Raw genomic sequence first — 13,394 nt, forward strand, 5'->3', positions numbered from 1 at the left:
ATGTCCGACCTCTCCCAGATTGCCCGTTCCAGCCAGCCCTTGACCTTGAGCGGCTGCCCGGAAGGCTTTGAAAGTCTCATGGCCGCCGATCTGGCGCGCAGCGAGGGCCTGAGTGTCTTTGTGGCGCGCGATTTCGCCCGCATGAACGCGGTGGCGGAGGCGTTGAAGTTCTTTGCGCCGGAACTGGAAATCCTGAGCTTCCCGGCGTGGGATTGCCTGCCCTATGATCGGATGAGTCCCACGGCCGGTATCGTGGCGCAGCGCATGTTCGCCCTGTCGCGACTGGCGGCGCTCAAGACGCAAAAACCATCGGCGCCGCTGCTGTTTCTGACGACCGCGGCAGCTATGATGCAGAAGGTGCCGCCGCTCAGCGTGATCAACGAAGACCGTCTGTCGCTCAAACCGGGCCAGACCATCGATATCCGTGTCCTGGAAGATTATTTCCTCAAGCACGGCTATACGCGCGTCTCGACCGTGGCGGAAAAGGGCGAATTTGCCGTGCGCGGCGGCTTGCTTGACGTCTTTTCGCCGAGTTTTGACGAGCCGGTGCGCCTCGATTTCTTTGGGGACAGCCTGGAATCAATTCGCAGCTTCGATACGGAAACGCAGCGTTCGCTCAAGCAGATCACAAGTCTCGATTTTACCGCCGTGGCGGAAATCCGCATGGACGAGGCGAGTATCAAGCGCTTTCGGCAGCACTATCTTGAAAGCTTTGGCGCCGCCGGCGATGATCCGCTCTATACGGCGCTGTCGGCGGGCATCCGTCGTCAAGGGATCGAACACCTGTTGCCGCTGTTCTATGATGGGCTCGACAGCGTTTTTGACTACCTGTCCCGCAATAGCCTGCTGATGCTGGATGCCTTAGCGGACAACGCCTTTGCCGAACGCGCCGCCACCGTGCAGGACGCCTACGAACTGCGCGCGGAGGCGGCGAAAGAGAAGGGTGGTTCGGCCTATCGCGCCCTGCCGCCGACCCAGCTCTATCTTGATGACGCGCACTGGAATACGGCCCTGAGCGCGCACCGCTTGCGCCGCTTCGAGCCCTTTGAACGCGAAGGTGGCGATGTTATCGATCTCGGCGGACGGCTGGGGCGTAATTTTTCGCAGGAACGCCTGCTGGATTCGACCAATCTGTTCGCGGCGGTCACCGACCACGCCAAGGCTCTGGCGAAGCAGGGCAAGCGCGTGCTGTTCGCGTCGTGGACCGATGGCTCTTCCGATCGTCTGGGCGTCATGCTGGCCGATCACGGCCTCAGCAGCTTGCGCCTGGCGCCAAGCTGGAGCGAGACCTTGTCGTTCGGCGTGGCCGGCACCAAGGTAAAGCCAATCCAGCGCGCGGTTCTGCCGCTCGATCATGGCTTCGAAACCGAAAGCCTGGCGGTTATTTCCGAGACTGATATCTTAGGTGACAGGTTAGCCCGTCCGCGTAAACGACGCAGAGCGCAGAACTTTTTGGCCGAAGCGTCCGCGCTATCACCCGGCGATCTGGTCGTGCACATCGAACACGGGATTGGTCGTTATGACGGTCTGAAAACCCTCGATGTTGCCGGCGCACCGCACGATTGTCTGGATCTGCAATACGCCAACGACGCCAAGCTCTATCTGCCGGTTGAGAACATCGACCTGCTGACACGCTATGGCGCCGATAGCGACAGCGCGCAACTCGACCGGCTTGGCTCCGCCAGTTGGCAGGCGCGCAAGGCCAAGGCCAAGGAACGCCTGCGCGATATGGCCGATGGCCTGATCCAGCTGGCCGCCGCCCGCGCCATGAAACAGGGCCAGACCATCGATCCGCCGGCCGGGCTCTACGATGAATTCTGCGCCCAGTTCCCCTATGAAGAAACCGACGACCAGCTCAACGCCATCGCCGATGTGCTGGAAGACCTCGCCAAGGGGCAGCCGATGGATCGGCTCATCTGCGGCGATGTCGGTTTCGGCAAGACCGAGGTGGCGTTGCGCGCGGCCTTCGTGGTCGCCATGTCCGGCCAGCAGGTGGCCATCATTTGCCCGACCACGCTGCTGGCGCGGCAGCATTTCAAGACCTTTACCCAGCGCTTCCAGGGCTGGCCGATCCGCGTGCGCCAATTGTCGCGTCTGGTCACCAAGAAGGAAGCCGATGAGACGCGCGATGGTCTGAAAAAGGGCGAGATCGAGGTCGTTATCGGCACCCATGCGCTCCTGTCAGAGCAGGTGAGCTTTAGAGACCTAGGCATTGTTATTGTTGATGAAGAGCAGCACTTTGGCGTCAAGCACAAGGAAAAGTTGAAGACCTTCCGCGCCGACGTGCATATGCTGGCGCTTTCGGCGACGCCCATCCCGCGTACGCTGCAAATGGCGCTGTCGGGTATCCGTGACATGTCGATCATCGCCACGCCACCGGTCGACCGCATCGCCGTACGCACCTATGTGCTGCCCTATGATCCGGTCGCTTTGCGCGAGGCGCTGTTGCGCGAGAAGTATCGCGGCGGCCAGGCCTATTATGTCGTGCCGCGCCTGAGCGATATTGCCGATGTCGCCGACTTCCTGCGCGTGCAGGTGCCGGAGATCAAGTTTGTCGTTGGCCATGGTCAATTGACGCCGACCGCGCTGGAAGATGTCATGAATGCCTTCTACGAGGGACAGTATGATGTGCTCCTGTCGACCACCATCGTCGAATCCGGACTGGATGTGCCGACAGCCAACACTCTGATCGTGCACCGCGCCGATATGTTTGGTCTGGCGCAGCTTTATCAGATCCGCGGTCGTGTCGGGCGTTCCAAGACACGCGCCTATGCCTATCTGACGACCCCGCAGCACAAAACCTTGAGTGTCGCTTCAGAAAAGCGCCTTAAGGTGCTGCAATCCCTGGATAATCTCGGCGCAGGCTTTCAACTCGCCAGCCACGATCTTGATATCCGGGGCGGCGGCAATCTGCTGGGCAATGAACAGTCCGGTCATATCCGTGAAATCGGTGTGGAACTTTATCAGCAGATGCTGGAAGACGCCGTGGCGGAACTGCGTCAGAAGGGCGATCAGTCGCTGGCCGATGCGAGAAGTTGGTCACCGCAGATCAATGCCGGCGCCGCCGTCATGATCCCGGAAAGCTATATTCCCGATCTCAATATCCGCCTTTCGCTGTATCGCCGCGTATCGGAAGCCGAAAAGCTGGCCGATCGAGAAGCGCTGGCATCTGAACTGATCGATCGTTTCGGCCCCATTCCCGAAGAGGCCGAGCAACTTCTGAAAGTGGTCGGAATCAAGGGCTTGTGCCGTGAATCTAATGTCGCCAAGCTGGACATCGGCCCCAAGGGCGCGGTCATCACCTTCCGTAATGACAGCTTCAACAATCCCATGGGCCTGATCAAACTGATTCAGGGGCGACCGAACGACTGGAAACTCCGTCCGGATCAGAAGCTGCTGGTCAAGGGCGAATGGCCGGACGCCGCGCAGCGTCTGGCGGCCGCCGAACGCATTATGAAGGAACTGGCGAAGCTGGCGGCGGAGGCCGCCTAAACCGCTTCTCTGTCCGGATTGCCGACGGCCGCGGCGGCGCGCATCAAAGCGGTGGCGGCAGGTTCGCCATCCCGAATTTCCGCCGCGCCGACGATGAATTCGACGACATAGGGTGTCTTCCCTTCGCCGGAATCAAACGCCGTGCAACTCACGACGGCGGAGATACGCTCGCCGACGCTGCGCGCGGCCTCGACCGAGGTGGCGGGCAGGGCGAGGGCAAAGACATCGTTCGAGAGGCGGCCGGCGGAATCCTCGGCACGCACGAGGCGCGCCACCATCGAGCCGATCTGCGGCACGGCCTTATCGAGCATCTTGCGGCTGCGGGCGCGGGTGACTTCGGGCGTTTCGGCGATCTTCAGCACGCAGATGCTGAGCGTGCGGTGGCGTTCGCTGGCGGCGTTCGACAGACGCGCCAGATGGGCGGCGAAGAGATCGCGGCCGAACAGCCCCGTGCCCTTGTCCATCTCAGGCCGGTGACGCATGGTTTCCAGGGTTTTGCGTATTGTCACTTGCCGGCGGTGCGTCCGCGCCAGACGTACCAGACGATCAGAAATTTCAGCGACGGTCGCCTTGGGGTTAGCGATATCATTGACGCCACGCAAAAAGGCATCGCCGATATCCACCTCAACCAGTTTGCTGAGGCGCAGCAAAACCGGTGTATGATAAAGGCGCGTGTTGCGACGCATGCCAGCCGCTATGGCGAGGGATTCGGAGGGCTGCGCCCCCCCCCACAGCAGCACGGCATCGAACGTCTTGTCGTGCAGATAATCGAAAGCGCTGTAACTCGACAACGCGGCCGTCACCTCTACGCCTTTTTCACGCAAGGCGTGGGTCATGGCGAGATATTCCGGATCCGGCTTGCCAATCGACAGAATGTTGAGGACGGGTTGGCCTTCCAGAAGGCTATCAAGGTCGTGCAGGCCGGCGTTAAAGGTTTCGCGGCGCGTGTCATATTCTTCTTCGGCAATACAGGCGCGCACCAGATGCTCGACGCTGACAACGATCTGCTGGGCGTGCGCATCGCGCGTAAACACCATGTCCCAGCCTTCGGGAATCTGGTGCTGATCATCCAGACGCATCAGAATGACCGGAATACGGCGCGGCCAGCAGGCGGCGCGCAACTGCGCCACGATATCGGGCCATTCGCGCTGACAGGTTTCATTGACCAGAACGGCCTCAATCGGCAGATCAGCCAGGGCGGCGCAGGCGGCATCGGGCTCATAGGCGCTGATGGTGCGTAAGCCCAGACGATCAAGATTTTCACCCATACCCTGCAGCCACGCATCATCACGGCTCAGAATCAACAAACGTGCCTGAAGGGTCAACACAGCAGCTCCTCGTGAGCAGGTTTGGGGCAAGCGATTCTGGTCATAAACGGGTACGCGATTCTTAAAGAGGAACAGTAAACATTATTGTAACACATCCGGCTACCGTCATGTGCGCCGGATGGTGAATATCCACACATCATCCATCGTCTCCATTTCAAGCAGCAAGAAATTGTTTTGGTTGCAGAAATGCGGCACATCAATCTGTGCCATGGGATCGTCGGCATAGAGCATGACCTGCGTATCGTGCTGCATATGTCGCCGTAGCTTGAGGGTTGGAACGGGGCAGCGGTGACCACGGGCGTCGATCACAACAAAGCCCTCTTTCACGGGCAAGCTCTGCGGCAGGGCGGTAGGTTTCATCGCCAAATCTTGCCATAAGCGGCACGAACATGGGAGTCGAAAATATGGCTGTGTCTGTATGGCAGACGGTTTCCGCAATGGTGCTCGCGCTTGGTATGATATGTGCGCCAGGTGCCGAGGCGCAAGGTATCGACGATCTTTCCGGCCCGGTCGTGCACGCCGACCTCTATGCGCGCGTCAAGGTGGCCGGCTTCTCTGCGCCCGTCGATCTGCGCCAGTCCGGCCAGAAAACCCGCGTTGATGTGACGTCCGGTGGCATTTTGCAAACCTATATCGCCGATCGTGACAAGGGTGTGCTGATCAGCATGACCGCCACCGGCCAGAACCGGATGGCGCTGGTTTTCCCGCTCGATCACGCGGAAGGCGTTATTCCCTTGCCGCTCGAACTGCCGGTCCTTGTCCGGCAGGCAACGGTCAAGCCGGTTGGCGCCTCGATCGTGGGGGGGCGACCATGTCGTGTTATGGAATTTTCCGGCTACCTCAACCAGTCCGGGATCATTTGCGTCAGCCTGGACAACATCATCCTGCAAATGACCAAGCAGGGCAGGCGTGAGCCCTTGTTTCAGGTGATTGAACTCACCGTCGGGCGGCAGGAGGCGAAATGGTTTCGCACACCTCCGGAGTATCAGGTTGCCGTGGTGCCGGGCATTGGTGGCGCTTCCGCTTCGGGGAGCGGCGGTCTGATCGAACAACCCATGCCGCCTCCAGTCGCAAAACCGAAGGCGGCGCTAGGCATCAGACCTTAGTTTCCTGTACCCGAAGCACTCGATTCTGCCGGTGCCGCATTTTCGACTTCCAGTTTGACGACGAGCGGATTGGGCACGAGGTCCAGCATGGAGCCATTATTGCCATCGACAACGGCACCGATAATGCCGCCAACGAGCACATTGCCCGCCATGGCTGCACCGCCGCCACCCGCCACCTTGTTGGTGACGTGACCCGTCCAAGTCTTGTAGCCGGCCTTGGTAATCGTCACTTCAAAATCGGACTTGCGTGGCATTTTGATGCTGCAGGGAGTAGCCTTGCAGCTAAAGCCGTTGCTGGTGGTGACGCTGGCGCCGATCGGATCGGTTTCGACGACGAAGACGTCCTTTGTGCCGCGTGTGATGGTAGCGCAACCGGTTGCCGCAACAGCTACAGCCAGAAGCAAGGTGGCGCGCACAAGCGCTTTGCCCGTAAACGGGTTTTTGTAAGTCATGAGATGTCCCCCCAGGTTACGGCCAATACGGCCGCATCTACAGGTTTACTCAGGCCGCATCACAAGTCAAGCGGACTCGCTTCAGCCGAATTTATTATGGAATTTCTGCACCAGAAAATCGACAAGACTGCGCACGCGCTTGGTGGCATTGCGTCCTTGCGGCAGGATCAGACTGATCTCCGCCACGCCCCAATCGTAGTCCGGCAACACAACTTGGACATCTCCGGACTGAAGGGCTGCATCCGTAATATAGACCGGCATCACCATGACCCCGACGCCCGCCTTTACGGCCGACATCAGCATGGCGGCACTGTTTGAGCGCATATGCGGCTTGATCTTCAGCGAATGGGTTTCGCCCTGATAGCTGTAGCGCCATAAATCCTGTGTCTGACTGCCGTTATAATGCAGCAGAACATGCTGATTGAGATCGGCCGGAGTCACAATAGGAGGGTGACTTGCCAGATAGTCTGGGCTGGCGACCACAACACGACCGGAGTGGCAAAGGCGCCGGACGGTAAGGCTTAAATCGCCAAGCTCACCCACACGCACCGCCAGATCGAAACCCCCACCGATCAGATCTGTTGTCTCGTCGCTGAACTCGATGTCCAGTTCGATACGCGGATATTGCTGCGCGAAGGCCGCCAGGACAGGTGCGAGATAGTGGTATCCGAAAGAGACCGGGCCGGTAAAACGGATAGGGCCGGCGAGGTCGGCCGTTGTTTCGATCAGGTTCTCAGCGGCGCACTCAAGCTGGGTTACGGCTTGGCGTGCCTGTTCATAATAGTTGGCGCCGGCCTCGGTCAGATGCGTGCCACGCGCCGTTCTTTGCAGCAATTTGGTGAGTAAGGTGGCCTCAAGCCGCGCGACGCGACGTGATATGATGGATTTCGATGACTCCATGCGTTGGGCCGCGCGCGCAAAGCTACCGGTTTCCGCCACTAGGAAGAAAGCCTGCAAATCATCAAAGTCTAATCTAGCGCGTTCCATTTTATGCAACACCATTGTGCATGAATCTTGCCTTCTGACAACAACGCAAACCACGTAAGGCGCGGGGTGAATTTAGATTATCAGAACGGCCTCTTCTGATAAACCTTGAGCCGCGTCACGCTTTTTGTTCGTGACGCGGCTTTTTTTCCCTTTTAATCAGCCTATTATCTTTAGCTCTTGATATTGAGCAGGTGCTGGCCATGCGTCTTTATCAGCGCCTGGGTCGAGGTGTCGGTATTGAAAACGCTGTACCAGCCCTGAGGCTCATGCGGCGGATCACCGACATAGGCCGTTTCGCCGCGCAGCATATGGTAATCGCTGTGCAGCGCGCGGCCCGCGCCACCCCAGGCCCAGAAGTTGGAACCGGCGACGGGCGTATTGTGGGCGATGGCGTCCTCCACGGCCTTGTAGATCAGGCCGTAGAACTTGTCCTTATAGGTGGTCGGCGTACCTGGCTCGTAGGCCACGTCATCGCGCGGGAAGCCGAACTCTTCAAAGACCAGCGGCTTTTTGATCGTTTTGGCGATGGCGATATGGACGTCGATATATGCCTGAACCTTGGCCGCGCCGGCATCAAACGTGCCTTTCAGATCCTTGCCATCGACCCAGCTCCAGTTCTGTGGCCAGATATGCGCCGTCAAATAATCGATATGCTCGTGCGCCTTGATCACGATTTCTTCGCTGTTGATGGCACCCATCAGGCCTTCATGCCCCAGGGATACCAGATGGTTGGGCGCCAGCGAACGGATCAGGGCCGCGCTGTCCTTGATCCAGCCGTAATAGTCCGCGACATTCTTCTTGACCGAGGCCTCGCTGCCACCCGGACGCGGCTCATTCGAGAGTTGCCAGGCCATGATAGCCGTCTCGTTCTTGTACGGCGTGCCGCTAATCGAATTGGTGCGGGTCAGCAGCATCTTGATATAGTCGTAATAGGCCTGCTTGGCAGCGCCGCTGGCATAGAACTGTGACGAGAAATCGGCGAATGCGGGCCATGGATGCGCCGGATCACCGGCATTGATATACTGGCCGCCATTGGTCCAGTATTGATAGGTCACCATGCCGCCCGACCATTCCCAGAAATTGGTCAGATAGAGCACCGCCTTCATGTCGCGCTTGTGCATTTCGGCCAGCAGGAAATCGAGGCCGGTCAACAGGTCGCTGTTGTAATCACCGGGCTTGTTGGAGAAGGCAGGATCGAGCGAATTGATCAGTGGCGACAGTTCCGACGAGGCCAGAACGCGCAGATTGATCACGCCTAGCGCCTTCAGATCGTCCAGTTCCTTGATCAGGCGGGCGCGATCGCCAAAGCTGGCGACCGAGCCCAGATAGGCGCCGTACCAGATGTTGGCGCCAACATAGCGATAGGTCTCGCCCTTGAGCTTGAAGTGAATGCCCTCAACCGTGACAAAATCCGATGATTTGGCGTCCGTTTTGACATCCGGCTTGGCCAGTGCGCAGCCGGCCAGCGCCATGCCTAAGGCGCCAAGGCCTGTTCCCATTAAACGACGGCGTGAAACGTGTGACATTCCATGATCCTTCCTGATTTTGATGCCCGTTTCTCATTATCAGTCGAAGACCGGAACGGGCGACGCCAGGAAGCTATCGCAGATTAAAGAAATTTGAAATCATTAATGTGCGTCAGCGCTGAAAATATCACAAATAGGCAAGGAATTGGTATCGGGTATGGCTGGCCATACTTTAAGGTATGACTTTAAAAGTACGCGCCATACTGCAATCGCATAGAGGCAAGGCAACTTCATGTAAAAGATGAGGATAAGGCAATCGCCCTAATCAAAGGTAAACGATGACAGGTGTTTCTTTCTTGAAAACCAACAGCTTTCCAGCACCTGTTAAGCGTTGATCGCAACGATCTCGTAACCCCTTTTCAGCATGACATAACCATTCATGCGCCGGTAAGGGCGTAAATGCTCTTCCTTGGCAAAGCGCATAAACATACGTATGAACCAGTTGGCGGGCAGGTCGCGCCCCAGATCCCGACCGATCTCGCCGAGAAACCGCACCTGGTCAATTTGCCAGCCCAGATCCGCGAAAAAGCGCGGCCAATCGTCCGGGGCTTCACCGGGATTGAATTGGAACGGCGCGTTTTTCTGCAACTGTTTCCCCATTTTTCCGCGCGCAGAAATTTGATTAAACAGCGGTGAAAAATAGTCAGTTAGCCAATAGGTTACATGGCTTTGTTCATTTAAATTGCGCGCCAGTTCGGCCACCGCCGCATTCGTCAGATACGGCACCACACCCTCGGTTAGCACCAGTATCGATTGCCCTCGCGTATTCAGTGCTTTCAGCAAGTCTTCCCGAGCCGCGTCCTGCGACAGATCGCAGGCGATGCGCTCCAGCCGACAGACCGGTGTTTCACCTTTCAGGGCATCGGTCTTGAAATCGATCATATGCGGAAAATCGACTTCGATCCACGGGAAATCGGGTTTCATATCCAGCCGATAAGGGCGCGTATCGAGGCCGGCGCCCAGATTGACCACACAATCGACGCCGCCTTCAATGGCCTCCAGAATATAGCGGTCGATCGTGTACGTGCGCAGCGCCATCGACCAGGCCATGGCGCGCTGGATACCCATAAGCCGCGCCAGCTTTTCCCCGCGATCGCCCACCAGTTTGCCGGCCAGAGGATCATGAAACAGTGCATCGGGCCGCTGCGTTTCCATCCAGCGATAATAGGCTACCCAAAAAGCGGTATCGGACACATGGTCAATGGTTTCGCTCACAGTCTGTTTCCCGTATCATGGGCTCACATCAGGGAGCCAATTATGAAGACGCTGCTTTTCGCAGGCCTTGCGCTGTCGGCCATCATCATCACGGGATGCGTCACGGATCAAGCGCCACGTCCGCTATCCGGCGCGATGACGTCTCATGAGGCGGTCATCACCGAAAAATACTGGATGCTGGTGGAGCTTAACGGCCATCCCGTCGCACCGGGGCCGAACGACACTTACATAACGCTCAAACGGGATGTTCAGCGGCTTATCGGGTCGGGGGGCTGCAATCGCCTGGGTGGAAGCTACACGCTGGGCGCCATGAACCGGGTGCGCTTCTCACAGATCGTCAGCATGGAAATGGCGTGTACGCAGGGCATGGAGACCGAAACGCAGTTCCTTCGCGTGCTCAATAGCGCCGATAGCTATAACGTCAAGGGTGACAGGCTGGTGCTCAACAAGGCCCGCATGGCACCACTGGCGCGCTTTGAAGCCGTTTATATGCAGTAGAACTGGCGGACAGGGTGGGATTCGAACCCACGGTAGGCTTCCACCTACGGCGGTTTTCAAGACCGCTGCCTTAAACCACTCGACCACCTGTCCGCGCGAGGGAAGGGCGCTTGTAGCGTGCGTCCGCCTGCGTGCCAAGCCCTGTTTTGTGGCAAGTCCGCGTTTTTCCGGAAAATGTCGACCCAGACGAACAGGCTTAACCGTCCTTAACCAAAGTTTTGCATATTACGCGCAAACTGAACGCTGAACCTAGCGTCTTTCAGAAAGAAGACCGCGATGATGCGCGCGCCACATAGCTCACAGATCACATCAGGAATGAGGCTCTTAGGCCTTGTTTCCTTAATGGTTTTGGCAGGCTGCACCACAACACGGCAGAGCCATGATCTGGGCGGCGGACACGGGGCCAAGGTGGCGCGCGATCCGCACTATAATTCGGGCACCTTACGTCCCTATACCGTGCGCGGCACCACCTATTACCCCAAAATCCCTTCCGTCGGATACAGCGAGACCGGCACGGCGTCCTGGTACAGCGAGGAATTGCCTAATCCCCATACCGCGAATGGCGAGGTCTTCATGGCCGACGGCATATCCGCGGCGCACAAGACCTTCCCCTTGCCGAGCGTGGCCGAAATCACCAATCTCGACAACGGCAAGACTATCCGGCTGCGCGTCAATGATCGCGGCCCCTTCGTGCAAGGGCGCATCGTGGATCTGTCGCGCGGCGCGGCCAAGGCGCTGGGCGTCTACCAAACCGGCACGGCACGCGTGAAGATTACCTTCCTGGGGCCCGCTGAAGGGGCGGGGCCGGTCTATGCCGGCCCGACCTACACCGCTTCATCGGGCGATGACCGGCGCTATATTGTGCAACTGGGCGCCTTCGCGCACGAAGCCAATGCCGAGGCGGCGCAAGACCGACTGGAGGATGCCCGTATTGATCGGCGCGGCGGTCTCTATATTGTTTTTATCGGCCCCTATAAGAGTGCGGCCGCGGCCGAAACCCATCGACAGGATGCCATCGACGCCGGCTTTAGCGGCGCCATCCTTGTGCGCAGCGATTGAAATTTTTGCCGATTAGGGCTTGAGAATTGCTGCGAAAACCGGTCTATCTCGCTGCGTGAACACATCATCCGAACATACATCCGAAACAGGGCGCTTCATCACCTTCGAGGGCGGCGAGGGGGCGGGAAAATCCACCCAGGTCAAGGCGCTGGTGGCGCGTTTGCGCGCGCAGGGGCTCGAAGTCGTGCAGACGCGTGAACCGGGCGGCTCTCCCGGCGCCGAGGCTTTGCGCGATCTGCTGGTGCAGGGCGACGCCACGCGCTGGTCGGCGGTTAGCGAACTCCTGATGATGTATGCCGCCCGTGCCGACCATCTGGAAAAAGTCATTCGTCCGGCACTGGCGCGCGGCGCCTGGGTCATCTGCGATCGCTTTGCGGATTCTTCACGCGCCTATCAGGGCGCCGGCGGCGGGGTGGCGCCGGCCTTTATCGAGCAGGTCGATCAGGTTGTGGTGGGTATGACACAGCCTGACCTGGTGCTGGTGATGGACATGCCGGTCGAGGTCGGCCTCAAGCGCGCGTATGACCGCGGCGATATCGAAAATCGTTTTGAATCGAAGGGTGCGGCTTTCCACGAACGTCTGCGCGCCGGCTTCATCGCGCGCGCCGCTGCGCATCCTGAGCGCTATCGCCTTATCGACGCCGATCAGGCGATCGAGCCGATCACTGCCGAAATCTGGTCGACGGTCCTTGCGGCCTTTCCTGTCCTGCGAGGCGCATGATGGATACGCTGACCACGCCACGCGAAAACTTCATCTTTGAGCAGGGTGAAGCGGCGGATCAGGCCTTTCTGTCGGCCTATGACAAAAACCGTCTTCATCACGCCTGGTTGTTGTGCGGACCGCAAGGGCTGGGCAAGGCCAGTTTCGCCTTTCGGTGCGCACGTTTCCTGATGGGACGTGACCGGGATACGGCCTTCGGCGGATTGGCCATGTCGCCGGAAGACGCCGATGTGCGCCTGATTACCGCCGGTTCGCACCCCGACCTGTTGGTGCTTGAACGCGAAATGGGCGAGAGCAAGCTGAAGAAGAACATCAGCGTCGACGCCGTGCGTGAGATCGGCGAATTTTTCTCCAAGGCGCCGTCGCGTTCGCCTTATCGCGTCTGCATCATCGATTCCGTTGATGACTTAAACATCAATTCTGCCAATGCCTTGTTGAAAATTCTTGAGGAACCACCTCATAAGGGCATCATCTTCCTGATTTCCCATTCGCCGGGCCGGTTGCTGCCAACCATCCGTTCGCGTTGCAGGAGGCTCACCTTTGTGCCCTGGACGGACCAAGCCGTCAGCGCCTTCGTGCGCAAGCGCCTTGACGTCGATGAAGAGACGCTCACACGACTGGTCAGACTGGCCCATGGCGCGCCAGGCAAGGCGCTAAGCCTTATGGAAGAAGGCGCTCTGGAGATGGATAGCTTCGCCGGACGCCTGCTTGAGAAGCCCTTGCCACCGCGCGCCGAGCTGATGCAAATGGCGGCCACGTTCAAATCCTCATCGGCTAAAAACGATGGCGCCCGGAAGTTCGCCACCTTTATGGCCTGCCTGACCGACCGTCTTCATGAGCGTTCGCTGAGCGCAGAGACGTCACAAAACGGGCAAATTTATTCGCAACTGTGGTCCAGGCTGATTTTATCGGTCGGCGAGGTCGAATTTGTCAATCTTGACCGCGGAGACTATTTTTGGTCTATTTACAATGAATTGGCCAGCTTATCTTAAGGTATGATGTGAGACATT

The 13,394-nt window shown here is 58.5% G+C and carries 12 protein-coding genes and 1 tRNA gene; 6 read left to right on the forward strand and 7 right to left on the reverse strand.

Annotated elements, in window-relative coordinates:
* Positions 1 to 3,492: a transcription-repair coupling factor gene (mfd, locus tag ABQ278_RS09340; RefSeq protein ID WP_349319359.1), complete on the forward strand. Its 3,492-nt coding sequence runs from the start codon at positions 1 to 3 to the stop codon at positions 3,490 to 3,492.
* On the opposite strand, the gene ABQ278_RS09345 is transcribed toward mfd, so the two are convergent.
* Both ABQ278_RS09345 and ABQ278_RS09350 read right to left on the reverse strand, forming a co-directional pair.
* Positions 3,489 to 4,820, reverse strand: coding sequence for a diguanylate cyclase domain-containing protein (locus ABQ278_RS09345; protein ID WP_349319360.1), 1,332 nt, complete (start codon positions 4,818 to 4,820; stop codon positions 3,489 to 3,491). The two genes, mfd and ABQ278_RS09345, sit on opposite strands and share 4 nt — an antisense overlap.
* A gap of 105 nt (positions 4,821 to 4,925) precedes the next feature.
* Complete coding sequence (locus ABQ278_RS09350) at positions 4,926 to 5,180, reverse strand: sulfurtransferase TusA family protein (protein WP_349319361.1); 255 nt, start codon at positions 5,178 to 5,180, stop codon at positions 4,926 to 4,928.
* A gap of 44 nt (positions 5,181 to 5,224) precedes the next feature.
* Here ABQ278_RS09350 and ABQ278_RS09355 point away from each other — a divergent pair, with 44 nt between their 5' ends.
* Positions 5,225 to 5,926: a hypothetical protein gene (locus tag ABQ278_RS09355; RefSeq protein ID WP_349319362.1), complete on the forward strand. Its 702-nt coding sequence runs from the start codon at positions 5,225 to 5,227 to the stop codon at positions 5,924 to 5,926.
* On the opposite strand, the gene ABQ278_RS09360 is transcribed toward ABQ278_RS09355, so the two are convergent.
* From ABQ278_RS09360 to ABQ278_RS09375, 4 genes are all read right to left on the reverse strand, one after another.
* The gene (locus ABQ278_RS09360) at positions 5,923 to 6,378 is read right to left on the reverse strand and encodes a PEGA domain-containing protein (RefSeq protein ID WP_349319363.1); all 456 of its coding nucleotides are present in this window, start codon (positions 6,376 to 6,378) and stop codon (positions 5,923 to 5,925) included. The genes ABQ278_RS09355 and ABQ278_RS09360 overlap by 4 nt on opposite strands.
* An 81-nt stretch (positions 6,379 to 6,459) precedes the next feature.
* Positions 6,460 to 7,365 carry a LysR family transcriptional regulator gene (locus ABQ278_RS09365; protein WP_349319364.1) on the reverse strand — a complete coding sequence of 302 codons (906 nt, stop codon included), beginning with the start codon at positions 7,363 to 7,365 and terminating at the stop codon, positions 6,460 to 6,462.
* A 170-nt stretch (positions 7,366 to 7,535) separates the two neighbouring features.
* On the reverse strand, positions 7,536 to 8,891 hold the full coding sequence (locus ABQ278_RS09370; protein WP_349319365.1) for a mannanase: 1,356 nt from the start codon (positions 8,889 to 8,891) through the stop codon (positions 7,536 to 7,538).
* 324 nt (positions 8,892 to 9,215) lie between these two features.
* Entirely contained in the window at positions 9,216 to 10,106 is an 891-nt protein-coding gene (locus ABQ278_RS09375; protein ID WP_349319366.1) for an SAM-dependent methyltransferase, read from the reverse strand.
* Positions 10,107 to 10,148: 42 nt separating this feature from the next.
* Between ABQ278_RS09375 and ABQ278_RS09380 the strand changes: the two genes are divergently transcribed.
* The gene (locus tag ABQ278_RS09380) at positions 10,149 to 10,604 is read left to right on the forward strand and encodes an META domain-containing protein (protein ID WP_349319367.1); all 456 of its coding nucleotides are present in this window, start codon (positions 10,149 to 10,151) and stop codon (positions 10,602 to 10,604) included.
* Between the two features lie 3 nt (positions 10,605 to 10,607).
* On the opposite strand, the gene ABQ278_RS09385 is transcribed toward ABQ278_RS09380, so the two are convergent.
* Positions 10,608 to 10,697, reverse strand: a tRNA-Ser gene (locus ABQ278_RS09385).
* Positions 10,698 to 10,946: 249 nt separating this feature from the next.
* Between ABQ278_RS09385 and ABQ278_RS09390 the strand changes: the two genes are divergently transcribed.
* Genes ABQ278_RS09390 through ABQ278_RS09400 form a run of 3 tightly spaced genes read left to right on the forward strand, consistent with a single transcriptional unit; the run spans position 10,947 to position 13,376 of the window.
* Complete coding sequence (locus tag ABQ278_RS09390) at positions 10,947 to 11,663, forward strand: septal ring lytic transglycosylase RlpA family protein (RefSeq protein WP_349319368.1); 717 nt, start codon at positions 10,947 to 10,949, stop codon at positions 11,661 to 11,663.
* Between the two features lie 55 nt (positions 11,664 to 11,718).
* On the forward strand, positions 11,719 to 12,384 hold the full coding sequence (gene tmk / locus ABQ278_RS09395) for a dTMP kinase (RefSeq protein ID WP_349319369.1): 666 nt from the start codon (positions 11,719 to 11,721) through the stop codon (positions 12,382 to 12,384).
* The gene (locus ABQ278_RS09400; protein WP_349319370.1) at positions 12,381 to 13,376 is read left to right on the forward strand and encodes a DNA polymerase III subunit delta'; all 996 of its coding nucleotides are present in this window, start codon (positions 12,381 to 12,383) and stop codon (positions 13,374 to 13,376) included. The genes tmk and ABQ278_RS09400 overlap by 4 nt, the downstream gene beginning before the upstream one ends.
* Positions 13,377 to 13,394: the final 18 nt, after the last annotated feature.

The organism is Asticcacaulis sp. MM231, assembly GCF_964186625.1.
Taxonomy (GTDB): domain Bacteria; phylum Pseudomonadota; class Alphaproteobacteria; order Caulobacterales; family Caulobacteraceae; genus Asticcacaulis.

What these genes read in the sequence shown, in the direction of transcription:
- mfd (WP_349319359.1), top strand. Translation starts at nt 1, where the DNA reads ATGTCCGACCTCTCCCAGATTGCCCGTTCCAGCCAGCCCTTGACCTTG.
- ABQ278_RS09350 (WP_349319361.1), bottom strand. Translation starts at nt 5,180, where the DNA reads ATGAAACCTACCGCCCTGCCGCAGAGCTTGCCCGTGAAAGAGGGCTTT.
- ABQ278_RS09355 (WP_349319362.1), top strand. Translation starts at nt 5,225, where the DNA reads ATGGCTGTGTCTGTATGGCAGACGGTTTCCGCAATGGTGCTCGCGCTT.
- ABQ278_RS09360 (WP_349319363.1), bottom strand. Translation starts at nt 6,378, where the DNA reads ATGACTTACAAAAACCCGTTTACGGGCAAAGCGCTTGTGCGCGCCACC.
- ABQ278_RS09365 (WP_349319364.1), bottom strand. Translation starts at nt 7,365, where the DNA reads ATGGAACGCGCTAGATTAGACTTTGATGATTTGCAGGCTTTCTTCCTA.
- ABQ278_RS09370 (WP_349319365.1), bottom strand. Translation starts at nt 8,891, where the DNA reads ATGTCACACGTTTCACGCCGTCGTTTAATGGGAACAGGCCTTGGCGCC.
- ABQ278_RS09380 (WP_349319367.1), top strand. Translation starts at nt 10,149, where the DNA reads ATGAAGACGCTGCTTTTCGCAGGCCTTGCGCTGTCGGCCATCATCATC.
- ABQ278_RS09390 (WP_349319368.1), top strand. Translation starts at nt 10,947, where the DNA reads ATGGTTTTGGCAGGCTGCACCACAACACGGCAGAGCCATGATCTGGGC.
- ABQ278_RS09400 (WP_349319370.1), top strand. Translation starts at nt 12,381, where the DNA reads ATGATGGATACGCTGACCACGCCACGCGAAAACTTCATCTTTGAGCAG.